The sequence below is a fragment of the Natrinema halophilum genome (genome assembly GCF_013402815.2).
GTDB classification, from domain to species: Archaea; Halobacteriota; Halobacteria; order Halobacteriales; family Natrialbaceae; genus Natrinema; species Natrinema halophilum.
Window position 1 is genome coordinate 1111386 of record NZ_CP058601.1, and the last position, 23707, is coordinate 1135092.

21 protein-coding genes and 1 pseudogene are annotated in these 23707 nt (G+C 59.4%); 14 read left to right on the forward strand and 8 right to left on the reverse strand.

Annotation, left to right across the window (positions count from 1 at the left end; genetic code table 11):
• Window positions 1–476 precede the first annotated feature (476 nt).
• Entirely contained in the window at window positions 477–1457 is a 981-nt protein-coding gene (locus HYG82_RS26205) for a beta-ribofuranosylaminobenzene 5'-phosphate synthase family protein (RefSeq protein WP_179260053.1), read from the reverse strand.
• Window positions 1458–1657: 200 nt separating this feature from the next.
• On the reverse strand, window positions 1658–2896 hold the full coding sequence (locus tag HYG82_RS26210) for an alpha-amylase domain-containing protein (protein WP_235217833.1): 1239 nt from the start codon (window positions 2894–2896) through the stop codon (window positions 1658–1660).
• A 431-nt stretch (window positions 2897–3327) separates the two neighbouring features.
• Between HYG82_RS26210 and HYG82_RS26215 the strand changes: the two genes are divergently transcribed.
• Both HYG82_RS26215 and ilvD read left to right on the forward strand, forming a co-directional pair.
• On the forward strand, window positions 3328–4038 hold the full coding sequence (locus HYG82_RS26215; protein ID WP_179260055.1) for a glycosyltransferase family 2 protein: 711 nt from the start codon (window positions 3328–3330) through the stop codon (window positions 4036–4038).
• 204 nt (window positions 4039–4242) lie between these two features.
• Window positions 4243–5970, forward strand: coding sequence for a dihydroxy-acid dehydratase (gene ilvD, locus HYG82_RS26220; protein WP_179260056.1), 1728 nt, complete (start codon window positions 4243–4245; stop codon window positions 5968–5970).
• Window positions 5971–6374: 404 nt separating this feature from the next.
• On the opposite strand, the gene HYG82_RS26225 is transcribed toward ilvD, so the two are convergent.
• The 3 genes from HYG82_RS26225 to HYG82_RS26235 form a co-directional block, all read right to left on the reverse strand.
• On the reverse strand, window positions 6375–6806 hold the full coding sequence (locus tag HYG82_RS26225) for an FAD synthase family protein (RefSeq protein WP_179260057.1): 432 nt from the start codon (window positions 6804–6806) through the stop codon (window positions 6375–6377).
• A 100-nt stretch (window positions 6807–6906) separates the two neighbouring features.
• Complete coding sequence (locus HYG82_RS26230) at window positions 6907–7404, reverse strand: Mov34/MPN/PAD-1 family protein (RefSeq protein ID WP_179260058.1); 498 nt, start codon at window positions 7402–7404, stop codon at window positions 6907–6909.
• A gap of 216 nt (window positions 7405–7620) precedes the next feature.
• On the reverse strand, window positions 7621–8163 hold the full coding sequence (locus tag HYG82_RS26235) for a hotdog family protein (RefSeq protein ID WP_235217834.1): 543 nt from the start codon (window positions 8161–8163) through the stop codon (window positions 7621–7623).
• 49 nt (window positions 8164–8212) lie between these two features.
• Here HYG82_RS26235 and han point away from each other — a divergent pair, with 49 nt between their 5' ends.
• Window positions 8213–10117 (forward strand): Hef-associated nuclease, encoded by a 1905-nt coding sequence (gene han, locus HYG82_RS26240; protein ID WP_179260059.1) that lies wholly within the window; start codon window positions 8213–8215, stop codon window positions 10115–10117.
• A gap of 710 nt (window positions 10118–10827) precedes the next feature.
• A complete protein-coding gene (locus HYG82_RS26245; RefSeq protein WP_235217835.1) occupies window positions 10828–14547 on the forward strand; it encodes a glycoside hydrolase family 97 N-terminal domain-containing protein in 3720 nt (1239 codons plus the stop codon).
• Here HYG82_RS26245 and HYG82_RS26250 read toward each other — a convergent pair.
• A complete protein-coding gene (locus tag HYG82_RS26250) occupies window positions 14544–14867 on the reverse strand; it encodes a ribbon-helix-helix protein (protein WP_179260061.1) in 324 nt (107 codons plus the stop codon). The genes HYG82_RS26245 and HYG82_RS26250 overlap by 4 nt on opposite strands.
• A gap of 187 nt (window positions 14868–15054) precedes the next feature.
• On the opposite strand from HYG82_RS26250, the gene HYG82_RS26255 reads away from it, so the two are divergent.
• The 7 genes from HYG82_RS26255 to HYG82_RS26285 all read left to right on the forward strand — a co-directional run bounded on the left by HYG82_RS26255 (window position 15055) and on the right by HYG82_RS26285 (window position 18953).
• Window positions 15055–15984: an A/G-specific adenine glycosylase gene (locus HYG82_RS26255; protein ID WP_179264369.1), complete on the forward strand. Its 930-nt coding sequence runs from the start codon at window positions 15055–15057 to the stop codon at window positions 15982–15984.
• 67 nt (window positions 15985–16051) lie between these two features.
• Window positions 16052–16276, forward strand: coding sequence for a hypothetical protein (locus tag HYG82_RS26260; RefSeq protein WP_179260062.1), 225 nt, complete (start codon window positions 16052–16054; stop codon window positions 16274–16276).
• Window positions 16277–16363: 87 nt separating this feature from the next.
• The gene (locus HYG82_RS26265; protein ID WP_179260063.1) at window positions 16364–16510 is read left to right on the forward strand and encodes a hypothetical protein; all 147 of its coding nucleotides are present in this window, start codon (window positions 16364–16366) and stop codon (window positions 16508–16510) included.
• A 113-nt stretch (window positions 16511–16623) separates the two neighbouring features.
• Window positions 16624–16875 carry a helix-turn-helix domain-containing protein gene (locus HYG82_RS26270; RefSeq protein ID WP_179260064.1) on the forward strand — a complete coding sequence of 84 codons (252 nt, stop codon included), beginning with the start codon at window positions 16624–16626 and terminating at the stop codon, window positions 16873–16875.
• Complete coding sequence (locus tag HYG82_RS26275; protein ID WP_179260065.1) at window positions 16865–17305, forward strand: hypothetical protein; 441 nt, start codon at window positions 16865–16867, stop codon at window positions 17303–17305. The genes HYG82_RS26270 and HYG82_RS26275 overlap by 11 nt, the downstream gene beginning before the upstream one ends.
• On the forward strand, window positions 17305–17850 hold the full coding sequence (locus tag HYG82_RS26280) for a site-specific integrase (RefSeq protein ID WP_179260066.1): 546 nt from the start codon (window positions 17305–17307) through the stop codon (window positions 17848–17850). Before HYG82_RS26275 ends, HYG82_RS26280 begins: the two co-directional genes overlap by 1 nt.
• The gene (locus tag HYG82_RS26285; RefSeq protein ID WP_179260067.1) at window positions 17847–18953 is read left to right on the forward strand and encodes a tyrosine-type recombinase/integrase; all 1107 of its coding nucleotides are present in this window, start codon (window positions 17847–17849) and stop codon (window positions 18951–18953) included. Before HYG82_RS26280 ends, HYG82_RS26285 begins: the two co-directional genes overlap by 4 nt.
• On the opposite strand, the gene HYG82_RS26290 is transcribed toward HYG82_RS26285, so the two are convergent.
• A complete protein-coding gene (locus tag HYG82_RS26290) occupies window positions 18950–20590 on the reverse strand; it encodes a potassium channel family protein (protein WP_179260068.1) in 1641 nt (546 codons plus the stop codon). The genes HYG82_RS26285 and HYG82_RS26290 overlap by 4 nt on opposite strands.
• A 92-nt stretch (window positions 20591–20682) precedes the next feature.
• Here HYG82_RS26290 and HYG82_RS26295 point away from each other — a divergent pair.
• The 3 genes and pseudogenes from HYG82_RS26295 to HYG82_RS26305 form a co-directional block, all read left to right on the forward strand.
• Window positions 20683–21105 (forward strand): annotated as a pseudogene (locus HYG82_RS26295) (HhH-GPD family protein); the annotation flags it as partial.
• Window positions 21106–21653: 548 nt separating this feature from the next.
• Complete coding sequence (locus HYG82_RS26300; protein ID WP_179260069.1) at window positions 21654–22352, forward strand: helix-turn-helix domain-containing protein; 699 nt, start codon at window positions 21654–21656, stop codon at window positions 22350–22352.
• Between the two features lie 251 nt (window positions 22353–22603).
• A complete protein-coding gene (locus HYG82_RS26305; protein ID WP_179260070.1) occupies window positions 22604–23203 on the forward strand; it encodes a DUF7344 domain-containing protein in 600 nt (199 codons plus the stop codon).
• Window positions 23204–23216: 13 nt separating this feature from the next.
• Here HYG82_RS26305 and HYG82_RS26310 read toward each other — a convergent pair whose 3' ends face one another.
• A complete protein-coding gene (locus HYG82_RS26310) occupies window positions 23217–23666 on the reverse strand; it encodes a hypothetical protein (protein ID WP_179260071.1) in 450 nt (149 codons plus the stop codon).
• Window positions 23667–23707: the final 41 nt, after the last annotated feature.

Below are 23707 nucleotides of genomic sequence, written 5' to 3' on the forward strand. Positions count from 1 at the left end.
TGGGCACCGAAAACTGCAGAGCACGCATTCGTCACATGGCTGTCGTCGCCGAAATGTCGATCGGGGCAGACGAGTTCCGTCTCGGTCAGGTTGTCGCCGCGTCCCCGGTCTCTCGGTCGAGATAGAGCGCATCGTCCTGGCTGTAAAACGGGGTGTATCGGTCATTCGAGGGTACGGAACAGATCTGCAATCGTTCGAGAGAGCCACGGGGGAGAGTCCGCACTGACGGTACGACACGTTCACTTACCGATACTACACCATGCAGGAGTAATTACGTGGACTCGAGTCCCCCTGCATCGCGCCGTCTCAGTTCTGGGATGTGCTTTCGGCCTCCGTTCGTGGAGTCAGTTGGCTGCTCGAGTCGACGGTACCGGTCCGGCTGGAAAATCCAGTCGCTGTCAAGGGGGGTACCACGACCCTGAAACGCACGACGAACGACCAGTCACGGATCGATAACGAGCCCGTCTTCACCGCCGTCACGTTCCGTTCGTCTCGACGGTAGCCCCCGCCTTGGCCGGCTCTGTGAGAACGAGACGTCCCTCGAGGCCGCTGTCGGCGAGCGCGTCTTCGGCCGCTGCCCGGGCCTCGTCTGCGTGGGCAGTATCGGTAACGCCGTAGACGACGGGCCCCCACGACGATTGGCCGACGCCGGAGAGAACCGGACAGTCTTCGAGCGCTTCGACGAGTTCTCCCGCAGGTGGCCGGAAGACGCCGCCCTGGGCGTCGGCGTACCAGGACCCGTTCTTGCGGCCGATTTCGCCGATCGCTTCCCCGAAGGCATCGAGCCGGCCCTCGGCAGTAGCCGGCAGGAGTTTTCGAGTGACGACGCCGGCGATCTCGTCGGCCACTGCGGGGTCGGCGCGTTCGACGACCGCGCGCATGCTCGCATCCTCATCGTCCCCGCTGCGGCCGGGTTCGGCGTCCGGGACGATGATCACAAACCGCCACTCCGTCGGCAGGTCATGGCGAGCGACGACCGGTGGCACCGTCCAGTCGCCCTCCGCAGGTGGTTTCGTCGTAAATCGATTCGTCGGATGGCCAGCGTCGACGACGAATCTTCCGCCTTCGAACGTCGCAACGCCGACCCCGCTACGTCCCCCTCGTCCGATCGCCGGGGCGTGGGTCCTGACCCGAGGCCGGCGACCGTGTGCACGGGCCGTCGCAGCGAGCACGCTCAGCGCGAGTTGTGTCCCGCTACCGAGACCGACGTGGCGCGGGAGCGATTCCTCGAGCGAGATCGACACGCCGGGGACGCCGAGGACGTCGACAGCGCGGGTCGCGTATTTTCGAACCAGTGGATCGTCGGTAACGACGGCGGCAGCGGGCTCAGCGGTAACGGTCACTCGCGGCCTCGCGAGCCCGACACCGATGCCACCGTAGAGACGCTCACGTGCGAGCGACAGATTCTGAAAGCCGACGTGGAGTCGCGCACCTGCGCTGACAGTGGCGGTCGCCATGTCGTGGCGTAGGGGGTGGGCAATCAAGGGAATTTCGACGGTGGCAACGAGGAACCACGACGTTCCCTGAGACGTCCGAACCAGGTTACGTCGGAAACAGCCTCGTGCGCAGACACGGGGTTCTCTCCGCACAGTATTCTGCCTCCCGTTCGAACCTGCCTATCGGCTGTTCGGCGAATTCTTCCAGCCGGTCGTACCGGTTAGTATGGTGCATAGAAGACCCAGCCTTCGGGCGGGACCCAGATTTCGACCCAGCCGTCGCCGTCGACGGTAACGTCCGCAGCCGTCCCGCTGTAGTCCGTGAGCGTTTCGTTGCGCCACGTCGTGTATACGCGGTCGCCGTGCCACTCACTGGTGTCGTTGTTCAAGCCCACGAGCAAGGTATTGTCTCGCTCGTAAATCGCGAGATCCGAATCGGTGTGTCGCCAATACGTTGTGCCACCGGCGAGGTTCGTCTTGACCCACACCATGTTGGTTATCGCGTCGTCGTCGAGAATCTCCGTCGGGTAGAGGTTGTACACCAATGGCGTTCCCTCGATCGTGAGTACGTGTGCGTACGCCAAGTGATATTGTGGAGGCGCGCCTTCGTCGTGGTTCTGGACGAACGGCCAGGAATGCCACGGATCCTGCGTCGTGACGCCCGCACCCTCGAGCCGACTCATATCGCCGTAGTCGAAGACGTCATCGAGAACCCAGTATAGCGGATAGTCAAGCGCGTTCATACCGGTGTTGATGTAGGTCCGAACGTAGTCGACGGTGCCGGCCAGTACTTCACCGACACGGTTCATGTCGAATTCGTCCGCCCATCGGTTCGCGTACCGCTCCCAGTACTCGGGGTCGATGTGCTTGACCGCATCGTACCGGTAGCCGTCGGCGCCGAAATCGGCGATCTTTTTCATGTACTCGCGCAACTGCTCGCGGACGTGCGGAGCCGTGTCCTCGTGGCCGTGTGACTCGAGTTGTGCGAGATCTTTCAGCCCGAGGAGATCGCCGTGTTCGACCTGATGTTCGTCGTCCCAGTCGTCGATCGAACTGACGTGCGTGTGAAAGTGCTTTTCGTCGAACTGCGGAAAGTCGTATCCGCGGTTCGCGGCCATATGATTCATGACGCAATCGACGTACACCTCGAGGTCGTTTTCGTGGGCGGTATCGATGAGACACTGGAAGTCCTCTTCGGTTCCGAACTCACTATCGAAGGAGCGAAAATCGACGGGTTGGTAGCCCAACGGTGGGTCGTTCCTGCTCTCCTGGTCGGACCACGACAGCGCACTCTCCTGTGGTGCCTGAATCCAGATTCCATCGTACCCGCGATTGGCAACTGTCGGGAGCGTATCCGTGATCGTCGGCCACGTCTCGTGGAAATACTGAAAAAACACGGACTCGCCAGCGGCCGCGGCAGTCGAGGCGACTCTCGCGCCAGCGAAGGAAAGACCGGCCATCGCAGCTCCGCAGACTAGAGTGCGTCTACTGATTGGTTTGGCCCGTTGATTCCCAGATGAATGATTGCCATTCTCTGCCATGTAGACAGAGTGGACCATTTCACCAGATATATATCTAATGATTATATCTATTAGAACTATATATTGCGAGGGAAATAGTAGGTGTGAATACGATTCGAATTAGTCGAGTTACAGAGCGAAGAAAGCGATTGCGGACAGCGGACAGCAATTCTCCCCTCGGTGGGCGGTGATTACCGTTTCGTCGGTGCTGTACGCCACCGAAAGGCTGGGCAACCGACGACGGCCAGGATGGTTCAGATAATTCGAGTGACGACGATAGCGTCGACTGGGGGGTCGGCTGGATCGACGGGAGGCGAGTCGAGTTCGGCAGGGCGCAGCGATTATAACCTTCGGAAGGACAGTCACCGACGATGGCGAATGTCGATGCATCGGTCGTCGTTCCCGCCCGTAACGAGAGACGTTGCCTCGAGCAGACGCTTGAGTCGCTTTCGGCGCAGACGTTCGACGGGCGTCTCGAGATAGTCGTCGTGGCGAGTGACTCAAAAACGGTGCGAACTGCTCGAGAACATCCGGTCGTCGATCGCGTTCGTGTCGATGACAAGCGGGCAGGTCCCGGCCCGGCCAGAAATATGGGCGTGGCCGCGTCCAGCGGCGATGTTTTGTTGTTTACGGACGCCGATACGGTCGTTCCACCCACGTGGGTCCGACGTCACTGTCGCCACTACGTCACCCCTGCCGTCGTCGGCGTCGGCGGCCCGCTCCGACCGCTCGAGGACGCGTTTCGACACCGCGCCTGTTTTCGCGTTCTCTCGGACTGGTGGTATCGAGCGTGCTGGCCGCTCGGCTTCGTCCAGCAACCCGGCTGTAACTGTAGCATTCGCCGGTCCGCGTTCGAAACGATCGGCGGATTCGACGGTTCGCTGCGGTTCCTCGAGGATACCGACATCTCTCTGCGGCTCCGCCACACCGGGACCGTCGTCTACGATCACACCTGCCCCGTCGAAACGTCGGCTCGTCGGCAAGAGCGCATCGGCTACGGTCGACTTCTCTGGACGTATCTCGTCGGCTACCTCGAGTATACACTGCCCAACCGATCACCGTCGCGAAACTACTTTCGATGAGATACCGAGGACCGATAGGGACCGGAAGGTGGGCGTACGAGCTTCCTCGCCCTGAATATCGTTGGCGGGCGCGGTTACCTGTACTCCCCCGCGATAGTCGAGGTTTGTCGGGGTCGGCACCCGAATCCGTTCGGACTAATCGGACACCCACGTTCGATTGGCCGAGAAAGGGCAACTTATGTCCTTTCGAATCAAGGTCTGACCATGAGCGGTGACAGCGAGTTCAATTACGGGAAAGATGAGACGTTGCGGAGCCGAGAAGTGACGGAAGGTGCCGACAAGGCACCGCACAGAGCCATGTTCCGTGCGATGGGATTCGACGACGACGACTTCGGCGCGCCGATGATCGGTGTTCCGAATCCCGCGGCAGACATCACGCCGTGTAACGTTCACCTGGACGACGTCGCCGAGTCCGCACTCGAGGGGATAGACGAGGCTGGAGGGATGCCGATCGAATTCGGGACGATCACCATCTCAGACGCCATCTCGATGGGAACCGAGGGAATGAAAGCCTCGCTGATCTCCCGGGAACTCATCGCCGACTCGGTCGAACTCGTCACGTTCGGGGAGCGCATGGACGGACTGGTCACCATCGGCGGCTGTGACAAGAACATGCCCGGAATGATGATGGCGTCCATTCGGACCGACCTCCCGTCGGTCTTCCTCTACGGGGGTTCCATCATGCCCGGCGAGCACGAGGGACGCGAGATCACCGTCCAGAACCTCTTCGAGGGCGTCGGTGCCGTCGCGGACGGAGAAATGTCGAGCGAGGAACTCGACGAAATGGAACGGAATGCCTGTCCCGGCGCCGGCTCCTGCGGTGGCATGTTCACCGCGAACACGATGGCATCGATTTCGGAGGCGCTCGGGTTCGCCCCACTCGGCAGCGCCAGTCCGCCCGCTGAGGGCAATTCGCGCTACGAGGTCGCCCGCGAGGCCGGCGAACTCGCCGTCGAAGCCGTCAAAGAGCAACGAAAACCATCCGACTTCCTCAGCAGGGAGTCGTTCGAGAACGCGATCGCCCTCCAGGTCGCCGTCGGCGGCTCGACTAACGCCGTCTTGCACCTGCTGGCGATGGCCGCCGAAGCCGGGGTCGAACTCTCCATCGAGGAGTTCGACCAGATCAGCCAGCGCACCCCGAAGATAGCCGACCTCCAGCCCGGTGGCCAGCGGGTAATGCAGGACCTCCACGAAGTCGGCGGCGTCCCAGTCGTCTTGAACGCCCTCTACGAGGCGGATCTGCTCCACGGAGACGCGCTGACGGTTACGGGCAACTCGATCGGCGAAGAACTCGAGCGACTCGATCCACCGACGATCGAAGATCTCGACGCAGACTTCCTCTACACCGTCGACGAGCCGAAAAACGAGCAGGGGGCGATTCGAATCCTGACCGGGAACCTCGCGCCCGGCGGTTCGGTCCTCAAGGTTACCGGCGACGACGATCTCCACCACGAAGGTCCCGTCCGCGTCTTCGAAGACGAGGAAAACGCCATGGCGTACGTCCAAGAGGGACACGTCGAGAGCGGCGACGTGATCGTCATCCGCAACGAGGGGCCTCAAGGCGGGCCCGGAATGCGGGAGATGCTGGGCGTCACGAGCGCGGTCGCGGGTCAGGGTCACGCTGAAGACGTCGCACTCATCACCGACGGCCGCTTTTCCGGTGCCACGCGCGGGTTCTCGATCGGCCACGTAGCTCCGGAGGCGTTCGCGGGCGGCCCCATCGGCCTCATCGAGGATGGCGACGTGGTCACCATCGACATCGCCGAGCGGACCCTCGAGGTGGACGTCGACGACGACGAACTCGAGGCCCGACGTGAGGAGTGGGAGCAACCCGAGCCGAACTACGAGACCGGCGTCCTGGCCAAATTTGGCCGCGATTTCGGGTCGGCTGCGAACGGTGCGGTGACTAACCCTGGCGTCAAAGACGAGTAGGCGAATCCGCCTTTCCGGACGTTCTGGCTCGGCGGTTACCCACCGCGTCGTAACGTTCCCTTCGATTTCCTGCACGAATCTTTCCCGCCCCTGTGACCGAATAGCAGATAGAACGATCCATGTGTAAATATTGCCTCGAATGCGACTGGCAGATTAGCATGGCCGGTGGCCATACTGAAAAAGAGGTTTCGAAAAAGGCCATCGAACACTTCGTCGAGACGGGACACACAGTCGATTCGATCCGGCTTCCACCGCCAGTGATACTCGAAAACTGACCCACCTCAATCGACGGGTTTCGTTCGTCCGTCGATGCCCGCCGTTTGACTCTGTGGGGGAAGCTGACGCACCCGAGAGGTACGGTCGGTCCGTGAATGTACCAGGCGAAACGTACCGATCGATCCCGCTTACCCTCGTCGCTCGAGAATTCGATCGATGATCAGCCTTGTCGATAACAGTTCCTCCTCGTCGGTCGGTTCGCGGCCGCTTGCCCGACGAACCTCGCAGTCGATGCCGCGGCGCTCGAGTTCGGTTTCGATAGCCTCGTCGTCGAGGTGCTGGTCGTGGCCCAGGGCGATTACGTCGGGATCGATCGTTTCGATCGGGACGAAGATATCCTCCTCGTGACCCAGCATGGCCTCGTCGACGGCCTCGAGTGCGCCGACTACGTCTCGGCGCTGAGTGGCAGGACAGATCGGCGCTTCCTTGTGATCGACGTTCGCCTTTCGCGCGACGATCACGACGAGTTCATCACCCATCGTGGCAGCCTCCTCGAGGTAGTGAACGTGGCCCGGGTGGAGGATGTCGAACGTCCCCTGGGCGATTACCGTCCGTGTCATGTATCCCTCGGTGACACTCTCGCGGCCAGAAGGCTGCACGTCGGTTCCGTCGCGATTCGTCCGGTAGTCGCTGAAAGGATCGTCCCGAGCATAGCAAGGTTCATCGCCGCAGTTCCTCGTCGATATCGGCCTGTGTGAAATCGAAGAAATCCTCCGTCTCAGGCAGTTCGACGTCGATCACGTTCAGATCCGTCGGCTTTCCCTGCGAATCGAACGCGCGCCAGTCCGTCCGGCGGTAGGGTGCGCCGATGATGACGTGGACGCTGCCCCGGCCGAAGGTGTCCAGATCCGCATTGCTCGGACTGATTACGCCGTTAGGATGGGAATGAATGCTGCCCAGCGCCTTCACGTCGTTCGGAATCTGATTCGTCTTGACGGTCGCGCTGACGCTATTTGACTCGGTTCCGGGTACCACGAGGATATCCGTAATGACCAGCCCGTCCGAATCCATTCCAAGTCGATCGGCCTCCGTTCCTCGGAGAAACCCCATGTACTCGCTTGGATGGGTCGCCTCCGAGGATTCTAGGGCGAACTCGAGGGTCTCCTCGGCGATTCCGAGGATTTCGCTCGAGCGAAACAGCGCGTCGAACAGCCCCATACCCCACCTCCGGCCTTGCGGTTGCTAAACGTTCCGATGCGCCCGTTATCATTTATCGTCGAGCACGATCCGACGCCTCGTCGGTATGGGACGACTCGCTGTCCGGAACGGCGTCCGCCGGAACGATGCCGTCGATTTCGCCTCGTATCACGACCTCACCGACTCCGTTCCGACAGACCGCCGAACTCTCCTCGTCGTATCGATCTTCCCGTTCGGTTACAGACTCGAGTCGAAGGGGACAGGTACCCGCTCGCCGATATAGGCTGGCTCGGCGAACTCGAATTCCATATTGCGAGCGATATAGTTGAGTTCGCCGCCAATCTTCGTCGGCAGCGTTGCGGTGAGCAACCCCTGGGCGATCAATCGACCAGCGTCGTCCGGTTCGGTGTGTATCGGCTGCTGATCTCCCGAAATATCGTCGCATTCCCGGGCATCCTCGCGGCTGAAGGGCCGTACGAAGGTGTACTCGTCGCCTGTTGCAGGGGGAAGCGAGACGTCCATGCTGGACCGTCTGACGGTTTGCCTGTAGCTACTGATCGATATGCGACGTATCCGTCGGTTGCGAGGCGGTCGAAGGTTCGTCGTCGTGAATGCGGTCTGACGGGGCAGACCGCCAGTCCAGTTCCGTCGCTCCGTCGACGTTCCGTCGGCGGGTTCGTACGCACCGCCTCGACACTTCACCCAGGCGAGAACCCTATCGACGGGGACGCGCGGTTCTCGAGTGGGATACCGGGTTTCGAAGGCGACCCGAATCGACATCGCATCTTGACAAGGGTTATACGCGACCACCCCCAAACGGCGAACCAAGATGACGCGTGACTCCGCCGGGGAACCCGGCGCAGACGACGGGGATTCCGTCGTCTACGATCTCGCTCCCGAATGTACCGCCGACGACATCGAACAGGGGCTTCCCTATCTCGCCGAAATCAACGGCATCGTCGACTATGGCGTCTTCGTAGATCTCTCCGATTCCGTTTCCGGTCTCGTTCACGAATCCGTCCTCGAGGGAACGTACGCCGTCGGCGATGAACTCGTCGTCGAACTAGAGAGCATCCGCGAAAACGGCGACATGGCCTTTGAGCCCGTCGACATCGATGAATACGTGACCGAGGAAGTCAGCCACGATTACTCACTGACCGGCACTCACCGTCTCGAAAGCAATCTCGGTGAGCAGATTCACGTCGAGGGAGAAGTCACCCAGGTCAAACAGACCGGTGGCCCGACGATTTTCCACGTCACCGACGAGAACGGCGTCGTACCCTGTGCCGCCTTCGAGGAGGCCGGGGTCCGTGCGTACCCGACGATCGAGGTCGGCGACATCGTCCGCGTGACGGGCATGCCGGAACACCGCGAAGGGTCGATACAGATCGAGGTCGACGGCCTCTCGAAACTCGATGGCGAAGACGCTGACGAGGCTCGCGAGCGCCTCGATTCTGCACTCGAGGCTCGAGCCGAACCGCACGACGTTGCGCCGCTGATCGACTGGCCGGCGTTCGAAAAGCTCCGCCCGAACCTCGAGGAAGTCGCGAAACTGCTTCGTCGAACGGTTCTCGACGGGCGCCCGATTCGCGTTCGCCACCACGCCGACGGCGACGGAATGTGTGCAGCCGTTCCCGTCCAGATCGCCCTGGAGCGGTTCATCGCCGACGTTCACGAAGACGAGAACGCACCCCGGCATCTGATCAAGCGACTTCCGGCGAAAGCTCCCTTCTACGAGATGGAAGATGCGACGCGAGACCTCAACTTCGCGCTCGAGGATCGCGAGAAACACGGCCAGCAACTTCCGCTCTTGCTCATGCTCGACAACGGCTCGACGGCCGAAGACGTCCCGGCGTACGAGACGTTGGCCCACTACGACATCCCGATCGTCGCGATCGACCACCACCACCCCGACCCCGAGGCAGTCGGTGACCTCCTCGACGCCCACGTGAATCCGTATCTCCACGACGAGGATTACCGAATAACGACGGGAATGCTCTGTGTCGAGCTCGCACGAATGATCTACCCGGATCTCACTGAGGAACTCCGTCACATTCCTGCCGTGGCCGGCCTTTCGGACCGATCGAAGGCCGACGCGATGGACGACTACGTGGAACTCGCCGCCGAGAAGGGCTACGACGAAAACCGCCTGCAGGACGTCAGCGAAGCGCTGGATTATGCCGCCTTCTGGCTGCGCTACAACTCCGGCGACCAGCTGATACAGGATCTACTCCACCTCGATGACGACGAGGAAGCGCGCCACCGAGATCTCGTCTCTTTCTTCGCCGACCGCGCACGCGAGGAAGTCGATGAACAACTCGATGCCGCGATGCCCCATCTCGAGCACGAAACGCTCGACAACGGCGCTCACCTCTACCGAATCGACGTGGAGAACTACGCCCACCGGTTTACCTACCCCGCACCGGGGAAGACAACCGGCGAAATCCACGATCGCAAGATCGAAGAGACCGGCGACCCGGTAATCACGGTCGGTTATGGGCCTGATTTCGCCGTGTTGCGCAGCGACGGTGTCCGACTGGACATTCCGACCATGGTGTCGGAACTCGAAGCCGAGATAGCCGGCGGTGGCGTCTCCGGTGGCGGCCACCTCGTCGTCGGATCGATCAAGTTCGTCACCGGCAAGCGCGAGGAAGTGATCGATGCCCTGGTCGAAAAGATGGCCGAAGCCGACATCGACGAAGCGCTTTCGAGTGCAGCCCCGATCGACGACTGAAAGCGACCCAACCCGTTGCTCGTAGGTTCTTCGCGCCGTTCGTCTCCAGGGGACATCCGCCAGAGTAGTTGGAATACCTGCCGATGTAGCTGGAATACCTGCCGATGTAGCTGGAATACCTGCCGATGGAGCTGGAATACCTGCCGATGGAGCTGGAATACCTGCCGATGAAGTTGGAATACCTGCCGATGTAGCTGGAATACCTGCCGATGTAGCTGGAATACCTGCCGAAATAGTTTCGATCTCTGCCGGAGCAGTCGGGATGTCTCGTGTTGGCGTTGTGTATTTCGATAGCGTTGCGTATTCCTCGTCACGGCGATGTGAGCCCGAATTGGGAACGGGCGATGCGAATGCGGTCCGAAAGTCGCTCCATCCGAGCGGTAACGGTCCGTTCACAACTACCAAAGAGCGGCGACCGACCGTTTCCGATCGAATACCGGCGGATGCACCAGTAAAGTCGTCATCCGCGACGGATACCGATCTCCGGAGCCGACCCCGTCGCTACGAGTCGGTCGGGCTGAGCGTCCGATATTTCGGTTTCGGACCCCGTTCTGGCAACGGATCGCGTTTTCCACGCCAAACAGGAGGTGGAATAAATTCGTCAGGTAGTAAATTTTTAGTGTCAGTGTCGAGATCGGTATCTTGAAATGATTGATGATTGTTCTCACCAAACATTTCCCACGTATCGACGTCGAGGAGTTCTCGGCGGAATGGCATCGCTATTTGCAGCGACGACTTATTCGCTGAACATCTCGGCCGACGCCGCTTCGCCGGTTCGCGAGGGCAATGACTCGGCGGTGCAGACGGTGTCTTCGCCGGATGGGAGCGTCGCCGTGGCGGTCGACGTCACTGACGGAACGCCGACGTATAGCGTCACGTTCGAGGGGTCATCCGTCATCGACACCTCGCGTCTCGGATTCGAGTTTCAGAACCAGCCGACCTTCGGCGTCGGGAGCGACGGGGACGATATCACCGTTACCGGAAGTGAACGGACGACGGTCGATACGACGTGGGAACCGATCTGGGATCAGTACGACGAAATCCCCGAACGCTACTGCGAACTCCGACTTGGACTCGTCGAAACCACGGGTTCTGGTCGGGGTGGAACGCTCGAGATCCGGGTGTTCGACGACGGACTCGGGTTTCGGTTCCTCTTTGGCGAGAGCTTCGGCGATCCGTTCGTCATCACGTCTGAGCGAACCGAATACGCCTTTGCAGGGGACTACGAATCGTGGTGGATTCCCAGCGATTACGATAACTTCGAACTCGAGTACGAGCGGACCCCGTTGAGCTCTATCGGATCGACGCTCGAGACTGATCTGGGAGGCACGTTCGACGGCGTTCACACACCGATGACGATGCGAACCGACGACGATCACTACGTCAGCGTCCACGAGGCGAACCTCGACGATTACGCGTCGCTTGCAATCGCGCCCCGAGGAGGCGGTGGAACCGACTTCGAATCGGAACTCGCCCCGCTTCCCGACGGCACGAAGGTGTCCGCGTCCGCGCCGCACGTAACGCCGTGGCGGACGATCCAACTCGGCGTGCGACCAGGCGATCTCGTCGAGTCGAACCTCATCGTCAATCTCAACGATGACTACAGCGACGACGTGTTCGTCCAGGGAACGAACTGGATCGAACCGCAGAAGTTCATCGGCGTCTGGTGGCTAATGATCACCGGCCGCGCAGACTGGGAATATCAGGGCCCACAGTCCGGCAACCACGGGGCACAGACCGGTCGCGTAAAGCAGTACATGAACTTCGCGAGCGAGCACGATATCTCCGGCGTCCTCGTCGAGGGCTGGAACCGGGGCTGGTCGAGCTATCCGGGTGACGGAAACGGCTTCGACTTCACGGAGTCCTACCCCGACTTCGGTCTCGAAAGGGTGACCAGCTACGGTGCGCACCTCGACCCACCGACCCAGATGACGATGCACAACGAGACGGCGGGAGATTTCCGAAATTACGAATCACAGATCGACGAGGCGTTCGACCTGTACGACGACCTCGGTATCCGGACGATTAAAACCGGGTACGTCTCGGACGACGGAAATCTGGCCGGTGACGGTTTCAATCACCACAATCAGGTGCTCGTCAACCATCATACGCTGGTCGCGAAGACGGCAGCAGCCAACCGGCAGCTGCTCGACGTCCACGAGCCGATTCACCCGACCGGGCGCCGTCGAACCTATCCGAACATGATGACTCGCGAGGGTGTGAAAGGACAGGAGTACGACGCGTTCGGTGACGTTAGCCCCGCACACCACGTGACGTTTCCGTTTACGCGCATGCTCGGAGGTCCCGTCGAATACACCCCGGGTATCTTCGATATGGACTCCGGCTCCGGCGGCATCGAGACGACACGAGCGAAACAGCTCGCGATGTATCCGACGTACTTCAGCGGTCTCCAGATGGTGGCGGATCTGCCCAGTTCGTACCTGGCCGACCAGCCAGCAACGCTTGGCGTCGGCGAGGTCGCTCAGGCACAACACGCCGAACTGTCTGGACTCGAGAGACGGTCGAAGTGGGCCAACTCGCAGGGCGAGGCGTACGTCCCGTTCGCCGGCGACAGCGACGAAAGCAGCCCGGCAGCCACCTGGACTCTCGATACTGTCGATACAGGCGAGTACGACGTCCACATCCGGATCGCCAACTACGAGACCGACAATGGGTTGGACGACGGCGTGGATGCAACCGCGACGCTCCAGATCGATGGCAACCCAGTCGAGCAGCTATCGATACCGGGAACCGAGTACTGGGACGTCTGGACCGAAACCTCCACGACCGTCTCGCTCGAGTGCGGCGATGCAGACCTCGGTCTGACGCTAACCGACGGGGACACCGGCGGGTTCAACCTCGACGCAATCGCCCTCACGGAGCCCGGACGGTCGATGCCAGAACCGGACGAGCCGCCGATCACCGGGCCGACGGTTCCCGAGTTCAAGTTCATCGAAGACGTTCCCGCCGCGGGCTGGGACGACACGCGCGTCGTAGACTCGTCGATCGGCGAGTACATGATCACTGCTCGGAAGAAAGACGACGAGTGGTTCGTCGGCGCGATGACCGACGAGAACGGCCGCGCGCTCGAGATTCCTCTCGACTTCCTCGAGTCCCCGTCCGGTCGCAAGCGCAGTCACGAGAATGTCGACGAAAAACGGAGGGAGAACGGCGGGAACCGGAATAGCCCTGTAACGCGTGGCGAAAACTGCCACGAACGGGATCTGGACCACGGAAACGACCACGCGAAAGGCGCATACGTGGCCGAGATCTACTCGGACGGCACCGATGCGGACGACGACGATCTCGAGGCCGTCCGCATCGACGCGGCGATCGTCGACCGATCGACGACGCTCCTGGCGTCGATGGTCGGTTCCGGCGGGACCGCCGTTCGGCTTTGTCCTGCAACGCGGGACGATCTCGAATCGATGCCGACGTACGATCGGCCCAGACAGGAGATCGACGTTTCGATCGACGATGAGACGTTCGTTCGGGAACCGTTCATCTCCGCGACCGGTTCGAACGACGGGGACTACATCGGCGGAACGAACGTGGAACTCGTCGTGGACGGTGACGTCGCCGATAAGGGGAACGTTCGATTCGCGCCTGATGGATCCGATCAGTCGTTCGCGTTCAGGTCGACGATAGACGCCCCCGGGACCTACGATGTGACCGTCCGGACCCTGGCGGAAGAGACGCTCGCCACCCGAACGGTTACGGTGAGACCGCCGAAAACCGTCGCCTCGTTCGATGATCCGAGCGACGACGATCACGGTCCGGGCGCGTACACGTATCCGACCGCCGACGGGTTCGAAGACGGCATCTTCGACCTGCAGACGGTCGAGGTAACGCGGACCGACAGCAGCGTTCAGTTCTCCTTCTCGGTCGAAACTCTGAACAACGCGTTCGGCAGCGACCGCGGATTCTCGCCGCACATGTTCGTGGTGTGGCTCCGCGACCCGACCGCCGACGGCGGCACCACAGCCGAAATCGGCGACCTCGGCCTGGCCGCGAACTTCGAATCGGCGTGGCACTATCGTCTCGAGGTCAGCGGCTTCACGAAGAGCGCGGTCGACGCGAGTGGCAATCCGCTGACCGATGCCGACGGCAACGAGAGAGTCGTGCGCGACGACGTCGACCTCGAGTCGAATACCGTGGCGCTCTCCGTCGACCGAACGGCGTTCGGCGCGACGGATATTTCGGACCTGGAACTCGTCGCGATGGTCCAGTCAGAGGATCGGGGAGCGCTCCGACCCGTCGACGAAACGGCCGAGGAGTACGCCTTCGGCGGTGCTATTTCCGGTGCAGCCGAGAACGCACCTCGAGTTATGGACCTGGTGACGGGCGGGGACGTCACCCAGGCGGAGGCGCTCGCCTACTCGGCTGACGAGCGGGCGACGTTGCCGTTCGTTCCGCTTTCCGACAGCTAGAACTGGTATCGTCGCTCGTCATCCATCGACGGATACTGGTTCGCACCGGTCATCTCCTCGAAGGTCATACCGGAGAGGTATTCGTCGTACGTCACGTCGTAGGCGGTCCGAAGCTGGAAGTCGAGCTTGCCGGTGTCGACGGTCGACTGGAAGAGCATGTGGATCGCCCGCCGGACGAGTTCGTCCGTCTCTTCAGGCTCGAGTGCCGTCTCGAGCAATGCGAGTTCGTTTCGCGTTTCTCGATCGAGAGAAACGGATAGTTCGTCGCCGATATCCGAATACGATGCCGTGACGTCGTCAGTGAGTCCGTCGAGGCTCATACGACGTGAGACTCGAGCATGCCGGATAGGCCTTTCTTGTCGCGTCGACCGGCCGCCCGGTACTGCGCGGCCAATCCGTCCTGTGGCCGATCGAACACGACTGTTGCTTACGTCGGTGATCGTCCCCTCGGAGCCGTACGCGTCGTCGATCATCATCCATAAGCCGCCGCTTCCCCAAGCGTCGTCGATGACAGCAGAGGCCCAGGAGTGGGCGTTGCCCGACGACTGCGAGGCCGTTCGCGACGCGCTCATCGCATGGTACGAAGACGACCACCGCGAGTTTCCCTGGCGGCGAACGGACGATCCGTACGCGATCCTCGTCAGCGAGGTGATGAGCCAACAGACCCAGCTCGGTCGAGTCGTCGAAGCCTGGGAGGAATTCCTCGAACAGTGGCCGACGACAGCCGAGTTGGCCGCGGCCGACCGGGCTGCGGTCGTCGGGTTCTGGACGGATCACAGTCTCGGATACAACAACCGAGCGAAGTACCTGCACGAGGCAGCTCAGCAGGTCGAAACGGAGTACGCTGGCGACTTTCCAGACACGCCCACCGAACTCCAGGAACTCATGGGCGTCGGCCCGTATACGGCCAACGCGGTGGCGAGTTTCGCCTTCAACGACGGCGACGCGGTCGTCGATACGAACGTCAAGCGGGTTCTCTATCGTTTTGCGGAAATCCATAATGCGGACAACCCGCCGTATGAGGAAGTAGCGAATGCACTCATGCCAGACGGCCAATCACGGGTGTGGAACAACGCCATCATGGAATTAGGAGGCGTCGCCTGTCAGAAGACGCCCCGATGCGACGAAGAAGAGTGTCCCTGGCGGAAATGGTGTCACGCCTATCAGACCGGCGACTTCACAGCGCCGGACGTTCCGACCCAACCGTCCTTCGAAGGTAGCCGGCGACAGTTCCGCGGACGGATCGTCCGCGTTCTGGGGGAACACGATGAACTGGCGCTTGATGACCTTGGGCCACGGGTCCGCGTCGACTACGCACCCGACGGCAAGCATGGTCAGGAGTGGCTCCGTGACCTGGTATTAGACTTAGCCGATGACGGGCTAGTAGATGTCGTGGATCAAAACGACGGGAAGACTGTTGTTCGGCTTCAGCGATAAGCCACTCAGACGTTGTCGAACGAACAGGGGTCGGCTTTGACAGCGGGGTTGAGGGAGGGATCGACACATGACCCGGGCCGCCCCCAGCCTGGGGACGTCGGTCGTCCATCGGTGCGAACTGTTGCACCCGATGTTCGACGTGCCCGTGACCCACGTCGTCCTACCGCCCCGCCGGCCCTGTTCGACGCCGCTTTCCGATATTCGGGATGCCCGCTTCGACGTCGTGGCGACAGGCCTGTTCCCGGGGGAAATCAACGGGTGCGACCACGCCGACGACTACGGGAACTGCTAGCACCTGCTGGTACGCCGGTCGTGGCCGCGACACCGGGCGTCGACCGGGGAGGGGGCGTTTATGTTATTCTACTGTGAACACCGGCGCGTGCCGAGCGGACACGACCCACGCGCGGAGGACATGGAAACGCAGATCCCGCTTCCTGACATGCATCGGTGCGGCTGGACCGTCGGCTATCCGCTTCTCCGATGGGTCCGTTTCCCATCATGGATCGACTACCACTTCCGTGACTGACGGCCCGTTTAAGCCTCCTACTGCATGGTCTGACTGTCACGGGGACGGTAGGCCACACCGTTACCTCCGTGGGCAACGGTTAAGTGAAGGCCACACCATTGCTTCATCAGGCAATGGGTGATTCAGAAGATTCAGACGACGAACGGGACGACACGGGGAAGTTCACCGAAAAATACCCCGCGTCGGCGTTTCTGGACGCGCTCCGTAACCTGGGGGGCGCAGCGGGAACCGCCGACGTCGCGGACGAAATTGGCTGTCCCCAGCGGACGGCGTATCACCGATTATCGAACCTCCGAGACGACGGCCAGATCGACAGCCGTCAGGTCGGGGGCGCAATGCTGTGGGTGGTCGAAAATGGCGGATAGCCTTCACGCGGCCACCTACTCGTCTGAAGATCAGTATCAGCGGTGGCAGGACCGGGCCGACGACCTAGGGATGTCCATGTCGGAATTCATGGAAGCGATGGTTGAAGCCGGGATGAAGAAGTTCGACGCGACGGTGGAACCCGACGAAACAAACCAGGAACTCCGCCAGCAGCGGAACGAACTGAAGACGGAACTGGACCGCGCCCGCGATCGGATTCAGGAACTGGAAGACGCCGTCTACCACGGGGAACGCCGGACAATCAAGCGGTACGTCGAAGACAACCCTGGGGCGACCTACGATGAAGTCATCCAACACGTCATCGACACCGTCCCCCAGCGGGTCACGACGCACCTGGACGACCTGGAAGGCGACGAACTCCGGTACGTGGACGGCGGCTACTACCCGGCTGAAACCGGGGGCGGTGCGTGATGACCCGGAAAGACAGTTACCCGGACCGGCCAGATCGACCCGACGATGCGCCCGGGGAGCGGGACGTCGAATACTGGCTGGGTGTCTACAAGTCGATAGAAGAAGTCCCCGACCGCTACCGGCTACGGAACTACGAAAGCGAATTCGCGGGGGAAGACACCTGGGGCGACTACCTGGCGACCCGCGACGACTTGGCCGAATCGACAAAGAAAAATTCCTGGTATCCGTGTGGCGACCGCTTCAAGAAGTTCATGCAGGAGGAAGTCGGGCGACACCACGCCCTCCCGCTCCCGGACGACGTCGAAGCGTACCTGGCCCACATCAAGGACGGCGGGTATTCGACCAAGGTTACGGAGCGGTCGATTAACACCGTCTACTACCAGCACCTGTCCCCGCTGAAGACTTTCTTCCGGTGGCTGGTCCACCACGTCGACTACCCGCACGTCTACAACCCGGTCCTGATGGGCGCCCACGCCAGCGGTATCACCCGTGAAGTGTGGTACTGGCAGACTGACTACAAACCCGACTATGGAGATAGAAAATGAGCGACAATCAGACGACGCACGAAACGATAGCCGAAGCGTTCGGGCGGACGACGGACCCGCTGGCGGAGTACGACGCCCGCTTCAAAGACCTGGACGTCGATCCGTTCGACCTCTGGCTGGAAGAGCAAGTCTATAGTCAGGACTACTCCGACGGAACGGTGAACACCATGAAACGCCGGGTCAACCAGTGGCGCGACTACATGGCCGACCAGCACGACCGACACGCTGCAGTCCCGACGACGCGCCACGTCATGGACTTCGCCCGGTACTACCTAGACGAACGGGACAACGCGAAGAACACCGTCGCGGCGAAACTGGGTACTCTCAGCCGGATGTTTCGGTACTTCCAGAGTGAACCCGCGTTCCCGCACCCGACCGACTTCAACCCATTCGACGCCGCGAAGGGGAAGATCGATCTTAACGGCGACGACCCGAAGGAGCCGCGCCCGATCCCGTTGGACGAACTCCGCGACGTCGTCCGCGACGACATCAAGCACATCCGCGACCGGGCGCTGATAGTCACCCAGTTCAAGTTGGGGCTACGGGCGTCGGAAGCGTCGAACATTAAACTCAGTGAAGTCCACATCGCCAACTCCGAACTTCAGGATCACTACGATGACTTGGGGGCGCACCCTGCCCTAGAAGCCCGACCGAACGCAGTCTACATCCCTCACGACCGAAAGCGAAACAAGTCGGAGCGCCCCCGGGTCCTACCCCTGGACGACGAACTACGCCGAGTCCTGCTTCAGTACCTGCTCTGTCGCCCGGACAACGGGCGTCCGTGGCTGTTTCTGTCGAAGTCAGGTGGAAAGAAGCTTGATCAAGACAACATCAACGACATATGGAAGAAGCATTTTAGGCCGGAGTATGGCCCAAACGAACGCCACCGGGGCGTATCATCCCACTACGGGCGACACTACTTCACGACGTGGTTCAGGATTGAACAAGAGTGGTCTCGAGACCTCATAAAGTATATGCGGGGGGATCGACAAGGAGGCGGAAAAATACAGTCGACCCGAAATGCAATTGATTCCTATATTCATACTTGGTTTGAAGATATAGAGAAATCATATAGAGAAGAAATATTTAAGCTCGGAATTTAACGGGTTACCTGTTTTCCGAGAGTAAATACAAAAAGAGCTACTAGAAAAGGTCCGCTAAGTGATTCAACTGCCATCAGAATATGAGACCAAAGAGTTGCTGGAACATAGTAATTCGATCCAATTGTCGAGAAAGACAATATACTAAAGTAAATGTTCTTTAGCAGAATCTCGGTTCCTAAAAGAAGATCAAATTTACCATCTAATGAAAAGGCGAATTTTTGGCCTGTGTCTGGATTTTCCACACCACCAATAGAGGGGAATAGAAATGCTCCTAGAAAAGTTGGAAAACCTATTGCCCAAGCGGCTGCTTTCCAAGGCTTTTCTCCGAACCCACAAGAATAGTCAAGGAAAATATTCTTTGCTTGAGCTGTGCTGTGATTTAATTGTTCTCTCCATCCAAAATCAGATGTTAGAGAATTGTGAGACCTTTTCTTTCTTTTGGCCCTCATCTCATTTATCAGGAACTCCGAAGCAGATCGACTGTCCCCTTGTCTTGATGCCCGTTCTTTCGACTTGATATATGTTTCAACATAGTTTCTCATATGAAATTGATCTATATATGTTCGGTATGGGACTTTTGATATCTCATTTGAGAGTGCCTTTCGTATTTTTATGTTTGCTAATCCCCAATCTATGCCAAAATCATGGAGATACCAATTTGACTCCTTTAACTGATTCCGTATCTGAGTAAAATCAAATTCAGTATAGTCACAGTCGCTAATATGTAGTGTCTCAAGGCCCTCATCTTTCATAAGAACATCAACATTCCCCAATGTTGAGTAGGATAGATCAAAATAGGTCGTACCTCGATCTTGCTGCCTTAATGTCCCCTCTTCTATTTCAGAATAATAGATACGAATCAGATTCTCGAAGCAGCTCTTGATGTCAAGATCAATGCTTTCGAAATTGCATTCAGATATGTACAAAAGAAAATCAGTAGCTATGGAGTGGAATCTTGCTTCATTATATATATCTGACTTATTAATTACTATTGAATCCCAGAATTCACTTCCTGATAAATCCAGTCCACCTTTGAAGGTACAATCTTCTATATACACTAATTCTTTAAACCTTGAATCGTCAATGATGAATTTATTGTCAAATGTCGAATTTATTTCCGTATGACCATATATGTCTGTCTGGTTTAATAGAAACTTCGCCCTTGTATCATCAGCGAAAATGCTAAGATTGCCGGTTACAACACTCCGGCGGAATTCAATATCACACACAGATTCCGGATGCCGTATCTCAATATCACCTAAAAGCCCATTTATTATTCTAAAGTCGTCCCCGAATTCGCATCCCTTTATCTCGAGTTTGTCTTGTACTATTGGATGAACGATCTGTAATTTAGGGCTTTCTCCCGCGTCATCGTCGATGTCAATTGCGGTATCCTCAATTGTCACGCTCTGAAACTTTGGCTCAAAGACGGCATCATCTTCATGTAATAGATTAATTATTACATCTGAGTCGCTAATTCCTGCCTTCTTTCTGGTTTTGGAACTAGAATGGTATTTGCAGTAGTTGCTCTCGGAGATTTGTTCTCTGGTGCAATCTACATGATCTTCTGTCACTGGATCGATACCGAACTCATGTTTCCATTTTCCAGGATCAAACTTCGCTTCGCACTCAGCCATCACGTCCAAACTTGCGCGATGAAAGATGATCATTACGATGACGATAAGCGGAATAGGTCTTGGTATAATGTATTTCCGCAATTACCGTGCATTCGGCGTTCGAGACCGCCGCACGCGAACTCATGCCCGATGGTCGGTCTCGAGTCTGGAATAACGCGATCATGGAACTGGGCGGTGTCGCCTGCGAGCAGACCCCTCGCTGCGACGAATCCGGCTGTCCGTGGCGGGAGTGGTGTAGTGCCTACGCCACGGGTGACTTCACCGCACCCGACGTGCCGACACAGCCGAGCTTCGAGGGGAGCCGTCGGCAGTTCCGCGGCCGCGTGATCTCCACACTGCGTGAGTACGACGAACTCGAACTCGATACGCTGGGCCACCGCATTCGAGTCGACTACACCCCTGACGGCGAGTACGGCCGGGAGTGGATCAAGGGGTTGCTGGACGACCTTCAGTCGGACGGGCTGGTCGAACTCGAGCGAAACGGCGACGACCACGTCGTGCGACTCCAGCGCTGAACGGATTTGCGGCTTTCGGCCGAACTATAGTAGTCGTTGAAACGATATACCCACCGCTCGCACTGCTGCGGCCAGCGAGTGCTCGCTGGCCGCGAATTCGCGAGCGGGGTATGCAATGACTTTCAACGACTACTATAACCGGGTCGCTCGAGAGGCTCGTAACTGCAAAACCGGTGGTGAAAACGACGGCCATCGGCGGACGCCGTGCATTCCCTGGTGCTCAAGTACCTGCCGTTGGCCACCAGAAACAATGGCGGCAGTACTATTTGTAACTGATCAGGAATTGCACGGTCTGAGAACGCCCATGTTTATTGGTAATACCTTATCGAGGTCGTCATTTTCTCCAGAAACCAACGTGTGAGTAGCCCGCGTTTCAAATTGACAGTAGTCGGTCACGAAGAACACGATCGAAGCTAACTTTGAAAGCTCGACCCAGACAGGTTATCGAAAGTGACCCTTTCGTCAAACTGACAGTCATCGGAACTGGGTGGCGGGAAAGGCTACCGGAAACCAAATCCGTCTATATGTCTTTGTGGTGGACTTCGATGATGACCACAGTCGTCGAACTCGAGATTCCGGCTGATCGACTCGGACTCGCCCGGACGTTCGATCGAGTATCGACGTTCGAGTTTCAGGTCGGTGGAATGATCGGTGGCTCCCCGCCGCTCGTCTGGGCCGGCGGCCAGGACCGGGCAACCGTCCAGACAGCTCTCGAGTCAGATCCGTCGGTCGAGCTGATCGCGAGCGTGGCCAACGACGATGCGGGGACTACGACGGACGACGGAGTCGGTGCCATCCCGAGCGACCGCTGGCTGTATCGACTCGAGTTCGGGGACGGCGTAAAACTATTCGAGGAAATCGTCACGGAAAACGACGGTGCTATCCTGACGGCACAGGGGCGCGAAAACCGGTGGATGCTAAAGTTACTATTTCACGACCGGGAGTCGGTTTCTGCGTGTCACGAGCTCCTTGAGCAGTACGAGTTCACAGTGAACGTCACCAGAATCAGCGGCGTCGACGACCTGGCGACTGCACGGACGCCCCTGACCGAAACGCAGTACAAAACGATCTGTAAGGCCCACGAACTTGGGTATTTCGACGTCCCTCGAGGGGTGACGCTAAAAGAGCTAGCTGCGGAACTGGACATCTCCCACCAGGCGCTCTCCGAACGGCTTCGCCGAAGCCACGCAGCTCTCGTGAGCGCGGAGCTATCCGATCGAACCGCTCCGATGGAGATCGATCCCTGACCGAACGAAACGTCTCGATCCGGCGCGACGAAGCCGTCCTGAGTAATTGTTTCAGTCGGACGGTCGCTTTGATCGGTCGTAAACGCGTGGTCGATTGGGGGAGCGAAACCAGCATCATTCCCTGCCTACGAGGGGGGATTCGACAGATCACGACAGAACTGTCGACCGCTGTTCCCGGCTACCACCGGTCGAACAGTCATCGGTGCGTAGTTTTATCTGTTAGACGAGGGTACTGTCTGGAAGGAACGAACGTGCTCGGACGTAGCCAGACGGACGGCGTCGATGCATCGTCTCGAGCGCCTACTGGAATCGAGACGCCGCCGAACCTGGAGCTCGATGATATCTACCACATTCTACAGACGAAACGCCGGCGAGACGTGCTTCGATACCTCCGCCAGTCGGACGGTCGAGTTCCCCTCCGCGACCTCGCCGAACAGGTCGCAGCCTGGGAACAAGAAACGACCGTCGAAAATCTCAACTCGAGCGAACGGCAGCGCGTCTATATCTCGCTGTATCAATCGCATCTTCCGAAACTCGACAATCACGGCATCGTCAACTACGACAAGGATCGCGGGTGGGTCGAACCGACGCCACGGATGGCACACCTCGATCAGTATCTCGACTCTCCGTACCCGGCCACGTCTGCCGATCGATGGCCGCTTCGGTACGCAGGGACGGTCGTCCTGTGTAGCGCATTTTTCGCAGCGGTCGCGACGGAAATCGTGCCAATCAGTGAACGACTCGGGACCGTAATCGTTCTCGTTACGTTCGCGACCGTGACCGTCGTCCACGCGTTGTCGACCGACCAGTTACGAGACAGTTCGACCGGAGACGAGGAACCGAACGCGTAACCAGTGACAACCGTCAGTCGGCGCGGGAGAGGGCGTGAGCGTCCGGTTCGCCGGTACGGTCGAGTAGTCGATGGGCGTGAAATGCAACCGAGAAGTCCTGTGGGCTAGGAATCGAACACGCGAGCCAGCCGATTGCCGCTGCAGCGATAATCGGCGCATCGGCTGTAACGTGGCCAGCAAGTCCGAGCCCGAAGACTGGAATTGCGAGGAGGGCGGGCGCGAGCGCGGCAAAGCGAAGGACCCAGGCCGGTTCTCGTCCGGTCGGACGAGGGGTGACGGCGGCCCAGGGACGGGTCGTCAGGAGGGCGCAGAATCCGTCGGATTTGCCGGGGAGGTAGGTGACGGAGTGTTCGACTCGTGCGAGTCGAAGGACGACCGCGTGCGCCCACTCGTGAGCCACCAGCCCGACCGCTACGGAGAGGGCGAGCACACAGCCAGCAACCACAACGTTCGATCCGATCATGGGGCACGCGAGAGAGACACCCGTCGATCAGCTCGTCTACT